The 13572-nt window shown below is 73.3% G+C and carries 17 protein-coding genes; 8 read left to right on the top strand and 9 right to left on the bottom strand.

Features of this window, described 5'->3' with window-relative positions; translation table 11 throughout:
• Nucleotides 1-58: 58 nt before the first annotated feature.
• Both ACZ6PY_RS00210 and ACZ6PY_RS00205 read right to left on the bottom strand, forming a co-directional pair.
• Nucleotides 59-352: a hypothetical protein gene (locus ACZ6PY_RS00210; protein WP_466069421.1), complete on the bottom strand. Its 294-nt coding sequence runs from the start codon at nucleotides 350-352 to the stop codon at nucleotides 59-61.
• Between the two features lie 155 nt (nucleotides 353-507).
• Nucleotides 508-1278: an SGNH/GDSL hydrolase family protein gene (locus tag ACZ6PY_RS00205; RefSeq protein WP_466067880.1), complete on the bottom strand. Its 771-nt coding sequence runs from the start codon at nucleotides 1276-1278 to the stop codon at nucleotides 508-510.
• A gap of 262 nt (nucleotides 1279-1540) precedes the next feature.
• On the opposite strand from ACZ6PY_RS00205, the gene ACZ6PY_RS00200 reads away from it, so the two are divergent.
• Together ACZ6PY_RS00200 and ACZ6PY_RS00195 are read left to right on the top strand one after the other, a co-directional pair.
• On the top strand, nucleotides 1541-3079 hold the full coding sequence (locus tag ACZ6PY_RS00200) for a hypothetical protein (RefSeq protein WP_466067878.1): 1539 nt from the start codon (nucleotides 1541-1543) through the stop codon (nucleotides 3077-3079).
• A gap of 22 nt (nucleotides 3080-3101) precedes the next feature.
• Nucleotides 3102-4577 carry a PQQ-binding-like beta-propeller repeat protein gene (locus tag ACZ6PY_RS00195; protein WP_466067876.1) on the top strand — a complete coding sequence of 492 codons (1476 nt, stop codon included), beginning with the start codon at nucleotides 3102-3104 and terminating at the stop codon, nucleotides 4575-4577.
• Nucleotides 4578-4620: 43 nt separating this feature from the next.
• On the opposite strand, the gene ACZ6PY_RS00190 is transcribed toward ACZ6PY_RS00195, so the two are convergent.
• The 3 genes from ACZ6PY_RS00190 to ACZ6PY_RS00180 all read right to left on the bottom strand — a co-directional run bounded on the left by ACZ6PY_RS00190 (nucleotide 4621) and on the right by ACZ6PY_RS00180 (nucleotide 6749).
• Entirely contained in the window at nucleotides 4621-5811 is a 1191-nt protein-coding gene (locus ACZ6PY_RS00190) for a TolB family protein (RefSeq protein ID WP_466067874.1), read from the bottom strand.
• Nucleotides 5808-6338 carry a SigE family RNA polymerase sigma factor gene (locus ACZ6PY_RS00185; RefSeq protein WP_466067872.1) on the bottom strand — a complete coding sequence of 177 codons (531 nt, stop codon included), beginning with the start codon at nucleotides 6336-6338 and terminating at the stop codon, nucleotides 5808-5810. The genes ACZ6PY_RS00190 and ACZ6PY_RS00185 overlap by 4 nt, the downstream gene beginning before the upstream one ends.
• A gap of 84 nt (nucleotides 6339-6422) precedes the next feature.
• Complete coding sequence (locus tag ACZ6PY_RS00180) at nucleotides 6423-6749, bottom strand: hypothetical protein (RefSeq protein ID WP_466067870.1); 327 nt, start codon at nucleotides 6747-6749, stop codon at nucleotides 6423-6425.
• A 230-nt stretch (nucleotides 6750-6979) separates the two neighbouring features.
• Between ACZ6PY_RS00180 and ACZ6PY_RS00175 the strand changes: the two genes are divergently transcribed.
• Both ACZ6PY_RS00175 and ACZ6PY_RS00170 read left to right on the top strand, forming a co-directional pair.
• On the top strand, nucleotides 6980-7783 hold the full coding sequence (locus ACZ6PY_RS00175) for a helix-turn-helix domain-containing protein (RefSeq protein WP_466067868.1): 804 nt from the start codon (nucleotides 6980-6982) through the stop codon (nucleotides 7781-7783).
• A complete protein-coding gene (locus ACZ6PY_RS00170; RefSeq protein WP_466067866.1) occupies nucleotides 7774-7956 on the top strand; it encodes a DUF397 domain-containing protein in 183 nt (60 codons plus the stop codon). Before ACZ6PY_RS00175 ends, ACZ6PY_RS00170 begins: the two co-directional genes overlap by 10 nt.
• 4 nt (nucleotides 7957-7960) lie before the next feature.
• On the opposite strand, the gene ACZ6PY_RS00165 is transcribed toward ACZ6PY_RS00170, so the two are convergent.
• A complete protein-coding gene (locus tag ACZ6PY_RS00165; RefSeq protein ID WP_466067864.1) occupies nucleotides 7961-8335 on the bottom strand; it encodes a VOC family protein in 375 nt (124 codons plus the stop codon).
• Between the two features lie 114 nt (nucleotides 8336-8449).
• Here ACZ6PY_RS00165 and ACZ6PY_RS00160 point away from each other — a divergent pair, with 114 nt between their 5' ends.
• From ACZ6PY_RS00160 to ACZ6PY_RS00145, 4 genes are all read left to right on the top strand, one after another.
• The gene (locus ACZ6PY_RS00160; protein WP_466067862.1) at nucleotides 8450-10219 is read left to right on the top strand and encodes a proline--tRNA ligase; all 1770 of its coding nucleotides are present in this window, start codon (nucleotides 8450-8452) and stop codon (nucleotides 10217-10219) included.
• A gap of 55 nt (nucleotides 10220-10274) precedes the next feature.
• Nucleotides 10275-10694, top strand: coding sequence for a CBS domain-containing protein (locus ACZ6PY_RS00155; RefSeq protein WP_466067861.1), 420 nt, complete (start codon nucleotides 10275-10277; stop codon nucleotides 10692-10694).
• Nucleotides 10695-10762: 68 nt separating this feature from the next.
• Nucleotides 10763-11188 (top strand): SufE family protein, encoded by a 426-nt coding sequence (locus tag ACZ6PY_RS00150; protein ID WP_262284967.1) that lies wholly within the window; start codon nucleotides 10763-10765, stop codon nucleotides 11186-11188.
• A 20-nt stretch (nucleotides 11189-11208) separates the two neighbouring features.
• The gene (locus ACZ6PY_RS00145) at nucleotides 11209-11841 is read left to right on the top strand and encodes a DsbA family oxidoreductase (RefSeq protein WP_466067859.1); all 633 of its coding nucleotides are present in this window, start codon (nucleotides 11209-11211) and stop codon (nucleotides 11839-11841) included.
• A gap of 36 nt (nucleotides 11842-11877) precedes the next feature.
• On the opposite strand, the gene ACZ6PY_RS00140 is transcribed toward ACZ6PY_RS00145, so the two are convergent.
• The 3 genes from ACZ6PY_RS00140 to ACZ6PY_RS00130 form a co-directional block, all read right to left on the bottom strand.
• The gene (locus ACZ6PY_RS00140; RefSeq protein ID WP_313724714.1) at nucleotides 11878-12426 is read right to left on the bottom strand and encodes a YbaK/EbsC family protein; all 549 of its coding nucleotides are present in this window, start codon (nucleotides 12424-12426) and stop codon (nucleotides 11878-11880) included.
• An 82-nt stretch (nucleotides 12427-12508) separates the two neighbouring features.
• Entirely contained in the window at nucleotides 12509-12703 is a 195-nt protein-coding gene (locus ACZ6PY_RS00135; protein WP_466067857.1) for a hypothetical protein, read from the bottom strand.
• Nucleotides 12704-12740: 37 nt separating this feature from the next.
• Nucleotides 12741-13520: an SDR family oxidoreductase gene (locus ACZ6PY_RS00130; RefSeq protein ID WP_466067855.1), complete on the bottom strand. Its 780-nt coding sequence runs from the start codon at nucleotides 13518-13520 to the stop codon at nucleotides 12741-12743.
• Nucleotides 13521-13572 lie beyond the last annotated feature (52 nt).

The following is a 13572-nucleotide window of genomic DNA, read 5'->3' as shown; positions in this document are numbered from 1 at the left end:
AGGTACGCCGGATCACCGGGCCGGGACCGGCCATCCCGTGTGGTGGGGCGAACACCGGTCAGGCCCGGCGGTGCACCAGCCGCCCGGCGACCACCGTGGCCAGGCAGGAGCCGTCGGCGGCGAACACCGCCAGGTCGGCCCGGCCGCCGACCACCAGCGCCGGGGGCCGGGCGGCGGCGAGCACCGCCACCTCGTTGCGCGCGGCGGCGGCCCGCAGCGCCGGGTCGGTGACGTGCTCGGCGAGCACCGCCGCGGCGCCGAGCCGGAACAGGGCGTGCACCCGTTCGCGCGGGCTCGGCGCGGGCGGCAGGGCCCGTCGTGCACCAGCGCCGGCCCGAGGTCGCCGGTCCACCGCCGCACCCGCACCTCCGGGTACGCCCCGGTCAGCTCGTCCAGCGGCGCGACCGCCTCGATCCGGTCGCCGCTCACCAGCACGGCGTGCCCCGGCCGGGGCTCGTCGTCGAGGGTGCGCCGCAGCAGGGACGCGGCGTGCAGGGTCCGCACCGGTCAGTCGAGGGTGATCGGCCCGAGCACCGGCCGCTTGGCGGTGATCAGGTCGCCGGAGGAGCGGCCGGTCAGCCGCCGCTTGATCCAGGGGGCCAGGTGCTGGCCGGCCCAGCGCAGGTCGGCGGCCCGGGCGGCCAGCCACGGGGTGGGCGCCGGGTGCGGCGGCACCATGAGCCACTCCTCGTCGCAGCCCACGCCGAGCGCGCTGAGCACCTGCCCGGCCACCCGCCGGTGCCCGGCCGCCGACAGGTGCAGCCGGTCGGTGCTCCAGAGCATCGGGTTGAGGTAGGTGTCGTCGGCGTACAGGTCGACCAGGATGGCGCCGTGCCGCTCGGCGACCTCGCCGACCACCCGGTTGAGCAGGGCCACCCGGGGTGCCACCAGCCGCTGCCCGGGCAGCCGGGCCATCACGTCGGCGAACCGGAACAGCACCACGTCGGCGCCGCCGGCGCGCAGCCGGCCGATCACCGCGTCGAAGCGCGGCACGAAGGCGTCCGGGTCGAAGGTGCGGCGCAGCACGTCGTTGCCGCCGGCCGCGAAGCTGATCAGGTCGGGCTTCATGGCCAGGGCGGCCGGCACCTGCTCGGCCACGATGTTCGGGAACAGCCGGCCCCGGATGGCCAGGTTGGCGTACCCGAAGTCGGGGCCTGCCTCGGCGGCGAGCCGGGTGGCGACCAGGTCGGCCCAGCCGCGGTAGGTGCCGTCCGGATACGCGTCGTCCATACCCTCGGTGAAGCTGTCGCCCACCGCCACGAAGCTGCGCCAGCGCACTGCGCCTCCCTCTGACTGACCCGGCAGAGCTGCGTCGGCCAGTCTCGCACCGACCGGGCTCCCGCCGCCCGACCCCCGCGCGGGACGTGGCGGAGGTCATCGACGGCGAGGCGTGAGCAGAGTCATCGGGACAAATGTCCCGCTTGGTGGATCCGGGGCAGAATCCGTCCGCGGGACCGGGGATGATGTTGCCCGTCATCCGGCCCGGGGTGGGAGGCGCCCGCCGCCGGGGCTGGTCAGCGACGGCGCGAACGAGGAACGCATGACCCAGGGACACCCGGCCGCCTTCCCGGCCGACGGTCAGCCGCACCCGCCGGGCCAGGCGTATCCGGCCGCACCACCGGGCTTCCCCACGCCGCCCGGCCACGGGCAGCCGGGGGCGTACCCGGGCGGCCTGGCGCAGCCGGGCTTCGGGCCGTACCCGCCGGCCCCGCCCCCGCCCAAGTCGCGGCGCGGCCTCTGGATCGGGCTGTGTGCCGGGGCGCTGGCGCTGACCCTCTGTGCCGGCGCGGCGATCGGCGTGGGTGTCGGGTTGAGCAAGCGCGGCGAGGACGCGGCACCGAAGGCCGCCGCCGCGGCCAACGGGGTGACCGTCACCCAGCAGGAGCTGGACGACCTGCTGGCCCGGCACAGCAAGGCCCTCGCCGACAAGGACCTGAAGGGCTACCTGGCCCCCTTCGACCCGGCCCGCAAGGACCTGGTCGCCGGCCAGACCCGGCTCTTCGCCAACCTGGGCAAGCTGCCGCTGGCGGTCGGCCAGTACCGGACCGTCGCCCAGCAGGGGCGGACCACCGACAGCTTCGGCCGCGGGGTCAGCTTCCAGCTCGACGTCTCCTTCGTGCACCAGTTCGAGGGGTACGACCTCACCCCGGTCGCCGAGTGGTACCGCTGGACCGTCGTCCGGGAGAGCCAGGGCGCCCCGCTCAAGGTCACCGCGGTCACCGGGGCGCCCGCCGCGCTGGGCAACTCGAAGACGGTCTACTACCCCGGCCCCTGGGACAAGTGGCGGGACATCCACGTCGAGCGCACCGCGCACACCCTGGTCATCACCGACGCCGCTTTGGCCGCCCAGGCGAAGCGGTACGCGCCGGCCGCCGAGGCGGCGGTGGCCGACGACTTCGCCGCCTGGCAGGCCGGCGGGGTCACCGCGAACATCCCGAAGGGCTTCGTCATCAGCCTGGTCAAGGGAAAGCAGGACCTGGGCTCGCTCTACCGGATCAACAAGGAGAAGACCACCGAGTCCGGCGTCTCGATCGGCATGATCTCCGCCGACCTGAAGCAGGACATCGACATCGGCGGCAGCCGGATCGTGATCGACGTGGCCGACCGGTCGTTCTTCGCCGCCGGCAACACCCGGGGGCCACGGGAGATCTTCCGCCACGAGGTGGGCCACTCCCTGGTCGCCAGCCTGGAGGACGCCGACAAGCAGGATTCCTTCGACGGCATCGAGAACTGGGTCGTGGAGGGCTTCGCCGAATACCTGGCCCACCGGGGCGAGCCGCTGCGGTCCAGCGACCGCAGCGCGCAGGCCCGGTCGATCGTCCGCTCCGGCGACTGGGACGGCACCCTGCCGAGCAACATCGACTGGGACTCCCCCGGGCGGGTCAGCTTCCACTACTGGCTCGGGCACGCGGCGATGACCCACCTCGCGGAGAAGCACGGCGAGCAGAAGCTGCTCCAGTTCGTGACCGCCCGCTACCGGGGCGCGACCGCCGACCAGGCCAGCCGGCAGGTGCTCGGCGTCCCGCTGGCCGAGTTCCAGACCGGCTGGGCGGCGTACGTGCGGGCGCAGGCGCGCTGAGCGGGAATCCGAGGAGCGAACGATGACGAACCCGCAGTCTCCCTGGCAGCCGCAGCCCGGAGCACCGGCCGGCTGGCCGCCGGCAGCGCAGGCCGGTCAGCCCGCGTATCCCGTGGCCGGCCAGCCCCCGTACCCGCCGCCGGGTTGGCCGGGTGCGGCCCCGACCCCGCCGGCGGCGCCCAAGCGGCGCGGGCGCCTGGCGCTGCTGATCGCCGGCGGGCTGGTGGCCGTGCTGGCCGTCGGCGCCGGCACCGCCTGGGGCGTCTCCCGGCTGGTCGGCGGTGGCTCGGACGGTGACGACGAGCTGAAGACCGCCTGGGTGCTGGACTTCCCCGAACGGCAGGACACCGGCCTGACCACCTACGACCAGCAGGACATGTTCGGCGCCTGGCTGGCGGGTGACACGGTGGTCCGGGCACAGGGGGACGGGCTGCTCGCCTACCGGCTCTCCGACGGTGGGCAGGCCTGGGGCGCCCCCGCCCCGGAGGGCACCTCGCTCTGCGTCGCCGCGCAGGCGGTGACCGAGGGCCGGGGCGCGGTGGCGGTCGGCTCCGAGCAGTCCTGCAACACCGTCGCCGGCTTCGACCTGACGAGCGGCAGGCTGACCTGGCAGGCGAAGTTCCCGGCGCCGGTCCGCGAGGGCCGGGACGCGCTGGCCGCGCCGGACCTCTCCGTCGCGGGCCAGCAGGTGATCGTCCGCTCCGGCGACACCATGATCGGCTTCTCCCTCGCCGACGGGAAGCAGTTGTGGCGCACCACCGCGGAGAAGCTGCTGCCCGGCCGGGGCTGCGGATTCAAGGACATGCGGGCCGCCGGCGACCTCGTGGTGGTCACCTACGGCTGCTCGATCGGCGGCGAGGTGGACGCCGTCGACCCGGCCACCGGCAAGGTGCGCTGGCGGCAGCGGCTGCCCGAGGCGAAGGTCACCGACGGCGTGCTGAGCGTGCAGCCGCTGATCGGCCTGCCCGGCCTGGGGCACGAGAGCTACACGGTGCGGGACCCGAAGACCGGCCGGGAAACCGGATCGTTCACCGATCCGATCGACGGCACCGAGCTGTGGGACGTGCCGCCGAACCGGTCCAACGCGATCGACGGCCCGGCCGTCTACCAGTTCCTCGCCGACGACGACACGCTCTACTACCCGACGTTCCCGAAGACCGTGCCGGGCTCGGGGCGGTCGGCCAACCAGATCATCGCCATCGACCTGGTGACCGGGAAGCGGCGCTGGACCTCGTCCGGGCACAGCCCCAGCAAGGTCGAGCTGATCCGTCGGGACGAGCAGGGCCTGCTGGCCTGGGAGACCGGCGACCGGCGGAAGGTGCCGCCGCGCCTGGTCCGGATCGATGCCGCGACGGGCACGGTCAGCCCCGTGGCCAAGGGGCCGTCGTCGGCCGGCTTCGAGGGCGAGGACGCCAAGGTCATGGAGCGGGACGGGGTCGTCGTGATCGTGCCCTGGAAGCACGTCGTGGCCGACCGGGCGATCACCGTGCTGCGCTGAGGTGGGGGCGGCCCGGTGGGCCGCCCCCACCCGTCGAACCTGATCAGCCGACCACGGCGATCAGCTGCATGTCCCTGAGCACCGCCGGTTCCGGCTGCTCGACGACCTTCCGCCCCGTCGCGTCGACCAGCAGCAGGACGCGGCCGTCGCCGTCCTCGACCCGGACCACCATCGAGCCGTCCGCCTGGAAGAACACCTGCTTGAGTTCACGGCCACCGAGCGGCAGGTCGACCACCTTGCCGGTCGCCGTGTCGAGCACCGCGTTGACCCGCAGAAGGCGGCCGACGTCACCGGCGTCCGCATCCTTCCCGATGCGGAAGAGAGCGATCCGGCTGGCGTCGGGAGCAAGGCTGGTGACCTGGTGGGACCGCCAGGCACCGGCCGCGGACAGACCGGGCACGGCACGCTTCTTCCTGCCGCCGGTGTCGTACAGGGCGACGCCGGCGTCCGCGTTCATCGCGATGGTCCGGCCGTCCGCCGACCAGATCGCGTGGCACGCCTCGGGACGGCTGCTCCACCACTGCACGGCGTGCCGGCTGCTACGGGTGTCGAGAACGCCGATCTTGTCGTAGCCACCGGTCGCCTGCATCGTCCCGAACAGCAGGTGCCGCGAGTCCGGCGACCAGGTCGGTGTGACGCAGTACTCGTCGGCGTCGCGCGCCATCGACGTCTTGTTCGAGCCGTCGATGTCGGAGACGTAGAGCATGCCGACGTCCTTGGTGCCGGAGCCCCGCTCCACCCAGGCGATCCGCCGACCGTCCGGCGAGACGCTGGCGTTGCTCAGGGCCCAGGTCGCCGGCAGCGCGGCCAGGCTGGTCGGCTGCCCGCCACCGGGACGCCAGGATCGCAGCCGCACCGTCGACGGGCCGGACCCGTCCTCCGGGCCGTAGAAGAGCCGGCCGAACGTCGCCCCGGCGGCGGGCGTGCCGCTGGCCGTGCTCGGGGCCGTGGACGGCTTCCCGGAGTTCTGCGGGGTCGGGGTGACCTCGACCGGAGGCCAGGTGCTGGTGACGGACGGGCCGGCCGGCGCGGGCGCGGGGCTGTCACCGTTCGGCCGGATGGCGAACGCGGTCCCGGTCGCGGCGGCCAGCACCACCAGGGCGGCGGCCGAGGTGGCGACGGCCCGCTGGATGCCGAGCCGGCGGGACGTACGCAGGGCCCGGTCCCGCAGGTCGACCGGGGTGACCTCCTCGGCCAGCTCGGCCAGGTCGAGGCGGAGTCGGTCCTGGTTCATCGGGCGCTTCCTTCCGTGACGTAGAGCTGGGCGAGTTCCGGGGCGACGGTGCGCAACTTGGCCAGGGCCTTCGCGGTCTGGCTCTTGACGGTGCCGACGCTGACGCCGAGCAGGTCGGCGGCCTCGGCCTCGGTGCGGTCCTCGAAGAACCGCAGCACCAGCACGGCCCGCTGCTTGGTGGAGAGCCTCGCCAGCGCGGCCCGGAGGGTCAGCCGGAGCGTGGTCTGCTGGGCGTGGTCGGGAGCCGAGTCGCCTCCGCGCGGCTCGGGCAGATCGCCCGGCATCGACTCGGCCACCCGGCGGCGCCGCCACCAGGAGACCTGCAGGTGATACATGATCTTGCGGGTGTACGCCTCGGCGTTGCCGCTGTCGTGCAGCCGGCTCCACGAGCGGTGCGTCCGGGCCAGGGCGGACTGGACGAGGTCCTCGGCCAGGTGCTGGTCGCCGGTCAGCAGGTAGGCCGAGCGCAGCAGGGCGGGGGTACGGGTTCGCACGAACGAGTCGAACTCACTCAGGAGAGGGTCCACACGAGCCGATCCTTGGGGTCAGGTGGTGCATCATCGTGACGCCTTCCCAGACGCCACCCTGCCGCGCCATGGTTGCCGGTGGGATCACCGATTCTGAACGATCCCCCGCCGGTACGGCCCCCAGCTCACGAACCGGTCGAACAGCTCACGCGGACTCGGGCCGTCGTGCGGATTCAGTCGGAACAGGTCGTGGGTCGCCTCGTAATAGAGCCCGGACAGGTAGACGGCCAGGTCGACCGGGTGGTCGGCGTACTCGGCCTTGAGCAGCAGCCGCGCCTGGGCGCACGGCCAGGGCGACCCACAGGCCCGGCACAGCCAGAGCGGCCGGACCGGCAGGTGCGCCGGCCGGTCCGGCGGATAGGGGCGCGGCCGATCCGGGTACGGCCCGAGGCGCGGAACAGGGAAGCTCACGGTGACGTCCTTCTCCGGCTTCTCCGCCACGAGGGTGGGGCCACCCCCGGCGATCGGGGGATTCGGGGGCGGCCCCGCAGCGGGCCGGACGGGAGCGGCTCGCTGCGTGACAGTCTGCTGAGGACGCCACTACGCTCGGAAGCCGTCGAGCCCGATCGTGGGAACGCCGGGCCGGCCGTTGCCCCGGCACGGGAACGCCGGGGAGACGGCCGGGAAACCGGGGAGGAAGCATGGAGAGCGAGCCGACCGCCGAGCTGATCCGGGCCCAACTCCGGCGACTGCGGTTGAAGGCCGAGCTGAGCCAGGAGGAGTTCGGGAAACTGGTCCACTTCTCGGGGTCGCAGGTGTCGGCGGTCGAGCTGGGCCAGCGGCCCCTGGACCGGTTCTTCCTGAAGCGCGCCGACGAGGTGCTGGGCACCGGCGGCCTGCTGACCTCACTGCTCAAGCTCGCCGAACGCGACGGCCAACCGAGCTGGTTCCGTCCCTGGCTGGAAGCGGAACGCCAGGCGCAGCAGTTGCGCTGCTACCAGCCGAGCCTCGTCCCCGGCCTGCTCCAGACCGAGAACTTCGCCCGCGCCATGATCCGCACGGACGACATGCTCAGCGAGGACGAGATCGAGAAGCGGCTGGCCGTCCGCATGGACCGCCAGTCAGTGCTCACTCAGCCGGATCCGCCCATGTTCGTGGCGGTGATCGAGGAAGCCGTGCTGCGACGAGCTGACGAACTCTTCCGCGGGCTCATGCTCCAACAGGTCGCGCATCTGATCGAGTCGAGCGAGCGTTCGCACATCAGCGTGCACGTCGTCCCCACCGACGTCAGCCTGCACATCGGACTGACCGGGCCGTTCACCCTCGCCCGCGGCAGTGACGGCGGCTGGGTGGGTTACCTGGAGAACCAGCTCGGCGGAACGGTGATCGACAACGATGACGATGTGGCTATCCTGCTGTCGAGGTGGGAGGCCGTCCGAAGTGAGGCCCTTTCTCGCCGGCAGTCGATCGAGCTGATGAAGGATGTGATCACGTCATGGAGCTGATCGGCGCTGTCTGGCGCAAGTCCAGCCGCAGCGGGCAGAGCGAGTGCGTCGAGGTGGCCGACAACCTGCCCGGCCTGGTCGGTGTCCGCGACAGCAAGGACCCGGCCGGCCCGGTCCTCACCTTCACCCCGGCCACCTGGCGCGCCTTCATCGCCCGCACCAAGCGCCCCTGACCGCTCAGAGGTAGAGGCAGAACGGGTGGCCGGCCGGGTCGAGGTGCACCCGGACGTCGTCCTGGGGCTGGAAGCCCGCCACGGTGGCACCCAGGGACACCGCGTACGCCGACGCCGCCTCCAGGTCGTCGACCTTGATGTCCAGGTGGGCCATCATCTGCGGCTCGCCCGGACCGGCCGGCCAGACCGGCCGTACGTACGCCGGCTCGGTCTGGAATGCCAGCCCGGCACCGCCCCCGGGCGCGGCCAGGACGACCCAGTCCGGCTCGTCCTCGTCCCGGGACCACCCGAGCAGCCGTTCGTAGAACCCGGCCAGCTCGCCCGCGTCGGGCGCGTCCAGCACGGTCGTCGTCAGCGTCAGCCGAGGCCTCTCATCCATCCCTCTCTCCTACCCGCACACCGGCGCCTCCACCCCGGACACGGCCGGTCAGGATCCGACGGAACGGGGACGAATACGATCGCCCGCCGACGCCGCCCGCCGTACGCTGCCTCAATGCTGCTGCGCATGTCGACCCTGCTGCTCCGGACCCTGCGCGAGGACCCGGCCGACGCGGAGGTGCCGAGCCACCGGCTGCTGCTCCGGGCCGGCTACGTCCGCCGCGCCGCACCGGGCGGCTACACCTGGCTGCCGCTGGGCAAGCTGGTGTTGGACCGGGTCACCGAGATCGTCCGCACGGAGATGGCGGCGATCGGCGACCAGGAGGTGCACTTCCCGGCGCTGCTCCCGGCCGAGCCCTACCGGACCAGCGGGCGGTGGACGGAGTACGGCGACGACATCTTCACCCTCGAGGACCGGAAGGGCGCCGAGCACCTGCTCGCCCCGACGCACGAGGAGATGGCCGCGCTGCTGGTGAAGGACTTGTTCAGCTCGTACCGGGACTTCCCGGTGACGCTGTTCCAGATCCAGACCAAGTTCCGGGACGAGGCCCGGCCGCGGGCCGGCCTGCTGCGGGGCCGGGAGTTCCTCATGAAGGACGCCTACTCGTTCGACCTGGACGAGGCCGGGCTCCAGGCGGCCTACGACCGGCACCGCGACGCCTACCAGCGGATCTTCACCCGGCTCGGGCTGGACTTCACCGTGGTGCACGCGATGTCCGGGGCGATGGGCGGCTCGGCCTCGGAGGAGTTCCTGGCCGCGACTCCGGTCGGCGAGGACACCTACGTGGGCTGCACCGCCTGCGACTACGCGGCCAACACCGAGGCCGTGGTGACCCGCGCGCCGGCGGCCGGCGACCCGGAGGCGCACCCGGCGGCGGAGGTGCACGACACCCCGGAGACGCCGACCATCGCATCCCTGGTCGAGCTGGCCAACGCCCGCGCGCTGGCCGGCCGGACCGACTGGACCGCCGCCGACACGTTGAAGAACGTGGTGCTGGCCGTGCGCCGGCCGGGCGCCGAGCAGGCGGAGCTGCTGGTCATCGGCCTGCCCGGCGACCGCGAGGTGGACCTGAAGCGGGTCGAGGCCGCCCTGGCTCCGGCCACCGTGTCGGTCTTCGACGACTGGCCGGAACACCCCGAGCTGGTCCGCGGCTACCTCGGTCCGCAGATCCTCGCCAAGCACGGGGTCCGCTACCTGGTCGACCCGCGGGTGGTGGCCGGCACCAGCTGGCTGACCGGCGCCAACGAGCCAGGCCGGCACGCCACGAACGTGGCCTGCTGGCGGGACTTCACCCCGGACGGCACGATCGAGGCCGCCGAGGTGCGCGCCGGCGACCCCTGCCCGGCCTGCGGCACAGGCGAGCTGACCATGCGCCGGGGCATCGAGGTGGGGCACATCTTCCAGCTCGGCCGCCGCTACACCGACGCGTTCGCGGTCGACGTACTCGGCCCGGAGGGCAAGCCGGTCCGGCCCACGATGGGCTGCTACGGCATCGGTGTGTCGCGAGCGGTCGCGTCGGTCGCCGAGCAGCACCACGACGACCGGGGGCTGGTCTGGCCGGCCGAGGTCGCGCCGTGCGACGTACACCTGGTGGCGGCCGGGAAGGGGCCGCAGCTCGACGCGGCGCTGGAGCTCGGCGGGCGGCTCTCCGCCGCCGGCCTGCGGGTGCTTGTCGACGACCGCACCCACGTCTCGGCCGGGGTGAAGTTCACCGACGCCGAGCTGATTGGCATCCCGCGCGCCGTCGTGGTCGGCCGCCGGCTGGCCGAGGGGTACGTCGAGCTGCGTGACCGGGCCTCCGGCGAGCGGATCGAGTTGCCGCTGGACGGCCTGGTCGAGCGCCTGCTCGACGAGTCGCGTGGGGCGCGCCGCAACGGGGTGTAGCGGACGCGCCACGGGGTACCGCAAACGGATCGACCAAGGTGTTTCGGAGGCTCTCATGTACCGGGTCAGTGACGTGATGACCAAGCAGGTGGTCTACCTGCCCGCGGAGACCCCCCTGGACGAGGCGGCCAGGGTGATGAAGGAGTCGGACATCGGCGATGTCGTGGTCACCGACGGAGCCACCCTGGCCGGCATGCTGACCGACCGCGACATCGTGGTGCGGGCGGTCGCCGAGCGGGCCGACCCGGGGAGCACCACCATCGGTTCGATCGTCACCCGCGAGGTGGTGATGATCGAGCAGCACTGCACCGCGGGCGAGGCGGCCGCGCTGATGCGCGAGCGCAACATCCGGCGCGTCCTCGTCTGCGACAGCGACCGCAAGCTGGTCGGCATCGTCTCCCTCGGCGACCTGGCCATGCAGCTCGACCCGAACTCCGCGCTGAGCGACATCAGCGAGGCCGCCCCGAACGTGTGATCCGCCCGACCCGGTGCCTCCCGGCCGACCCCGGAGGGCGCCGGGTCACCGGCGGTAGCCTGGCGGTCATGTCCGAGATGCCGAGCAAGCTGGCCGAGATCGTCGACGAGTTCGCCAGCGCCCCGCGCGACGTGGTGCTGGAGATGCTGCTGGAGTTCTCCGACGTGATCCCGCCGCTGCCCGAGGGTGTGGACCGGGGCGACCTGGAGCAGGTCCCGGAGTGCCAGACCGCCTTCTTCCTGCGTGCCGAGGTCAACCCGGACCGGACGGTGAGCACCATCTTCGACTGTCCGCCGGAGGCGCCGACCACCCGGGCGTTCGCCGGCATCCTCGCCGAGGGGCTGGCGGGCGCGAGCGCCGAGGACGTGCTGGCCGTGCCGGACGACCTCTACCAGCGGATGGGCCTGGCCCAGGCGATCAGCCCGCTGCGGATCCGTGGCGGCAGCGCAATCCTGGCCCGGCTGAAGCGGCAGGTCCGGGAACAGATCTCCTGATCGACGGGTTGTCGCTGGTCATGGAGATCGAGATCTACGCCGACGTCGTCTGCCCCTGGTGCTGGATCGGCAAGCGCCGCCTGGAGCAGGCCCTGGAGCGGTACGACGGCGAGGTGACCGTCCGGTTCCGGCCGTTCCAGCTGGACCCGACGCCGGTGACCGAGCCGAAGCCGCTCATCGAGGCGCTGGGCGCGAAGTTCGGTGGCCGGGACCAGGCCGAGGGCATGGCCGCCCACGTCACCCAGGTCGCCAGGGGCGCGGGGATCGAGATGCACTTCGACCGCGCGGTGGCCGCGAACACCTTCGAGGCGCACCGGCTGGTCCGGTTCGCCACCGAGCGGGGCCGGGCCGCCGAGCTGGTCGAGCGGCTCTACCGGGCGCACTTCCAGGACGGGATCGACGTCGGGTCGACCGACGCGCTGGTCAAGCTGGCCGCCGAGGTGGGGCTGGACGAGACCGAGGCCCGGGACTACCTGGAGTCGAACCTCGGTCGCCGGGAGGTGGCCGCCGACCTGAGCGAGGCGCACCAGATCGGCGTCTCCAGCGTGCCGACCTTCGTGCTCGCCGGGAAGTACGCCGTGACCGGTGCCCAGGAGCCGGAGACCCTGCTGGCCGCACTCCACGAGGTGGCCCAGCGCGAAGCGTCCGCGTGATGTTTCACGTGGAACAAGATCGATGCGGGTGACGGCCTAGGCCGGTCGGGCCAGGTCCTCCACCACGGTTGCCCCGGGCAGCGCGCCGAGCGCCGGCCCGGGCAACGCGATCTTGCTGTGCCGCACGCCGGAGCCGATGATCACGTGCGGCGTGGCGATCACGCGCGAGTCGACCAGGATCGGCCAGTCCTCCGGGAGCCCGATCGGGGTGATCCCGCCGTACTCCATCCCGGTCAGCTCGACCGCCTCGGCCATCGGCGCGAAGCTCGCCTTGCGCACGTCGAGCATCCGGCGGACCACGCCGTTCACGTCGGCCCGGGTGGTGGCGAGCACCATGCAGGCCGCGTACCGGATCTCGCCGCCCCGCTTGCCGGCGACCACCACGCAGTTGGCCGACTCCTCCAGCCCCACCTCGTACGCCGCGCAGAACGCCGCCGTGTCGGCCAGCTCGGCGTCGATCGGGGCGACCAGCACGTCGTCCACGTCCACCGGAGCCTCGTCCGGCCACCGCTCGATCGCGGCGGCCACCGGCGCGGCCAGCAGGTCCAGTCGGGTACGGGCGGGCTCGGTCTTCAGCGTCCCCATCACGGCTGCGATCCTCGCACCCGCCGGACGGCTCCGCTCACCGACGTCCCGACCGGTCCGGATCGCGGACGGGGTCGACGGCTCAGCTGCCGGTGAGGAAGGCGTTCTCCCGGGCGAACGTCCGGTCCTGGTGGGTCGCCAGTTCCTCGGCCCGCAGGGCCTGGGCGCGGTGGGTCTCGACGTCCTCGATGCCGTGCCGGACCCCGAGCCGGATCACGCCGTAGAGGAAGACGAAGCCGAAGACGTAAAGGATCACGGTGGTGAGGAAGACCAGCATGCGGCCACGGTAGGGCGGCCCCGAACCGCAAGAGGTTTCATCTCCGGCCGGTTCCCCCGTACGTGTCGGCGAGGTGGTCGGCCCAGGTGCGGGTGCCGGTCGGGGTGGCGGTGGTGGTGAGCCCGCCGGCGCGCAACTCCCGGGCGAGCCGCCCCGGGATCCGCACCGGCAGCAACGGACGGCGCGACCGCCGGGCCTCCCGCCAGGCGCGGGCCGCCTCGTCGTAGCGGAGCACCTCCGGGCCGCCGAACTCCTCGATCCGCCCCGACGGGCCGGCGGCCAGCATCCCGGCGAGCCGGCCCGCCACCTCGCCGGGGTCGACCGGCTGGGCGAGCACCTTCGGGTCCCCGAGCACCGGGCCGAGCCGGCTCGCGGCCCGCAGCAGGTCCTCGAGGAACTCCGGGAACTGGGTCGCCCGCAGCACGCTCCACGGCACCGGCCCGGCCGCCACCACCTGCTCGGCCGCGAGCTTGTGCCGGTAGTAGCCGAGCGGCACCCGGTCGACGCCGACGATCGAGACGTAGACCAGGTGGCCCACCGCCGCGTGCCCGGCGGCCAGCGCCAGCCGGCGGGTGCCCAGCACGTCGATCTCGTGGGTGCGGCGGTTCGGCGAGGAGGCCAGGTGCAGCACGGCCTCCATCCCGTCGACCGCCGCGGCCAGCCCCTCACCGGTGGCGAGGTCGGCCGCCACCCACTCGACTCCGGCGTCGGCCCGGGGCCGCCGGCTCACGGCGCGGACCGTGTGGCCCTCGTCGCGCAGCCGGGGCAGCGCCACCCGCCCGAGCCGTCCACTCGCCCCGGTCACCAGCACCCGCATCCCGTACTCCCCCCTCCACGTGCCGCTCCCTCCCGGACGGCGGCGGCCGGCC

It is taken from the genome of Micromonospora sp. NPDC048907, assembly GCF_055586885.1.
The sequence above is the reverse complement of the archived record's forward strand: the minus strand, read 5'-3'. Positions and strand labels throughout refer to the sequence as shown.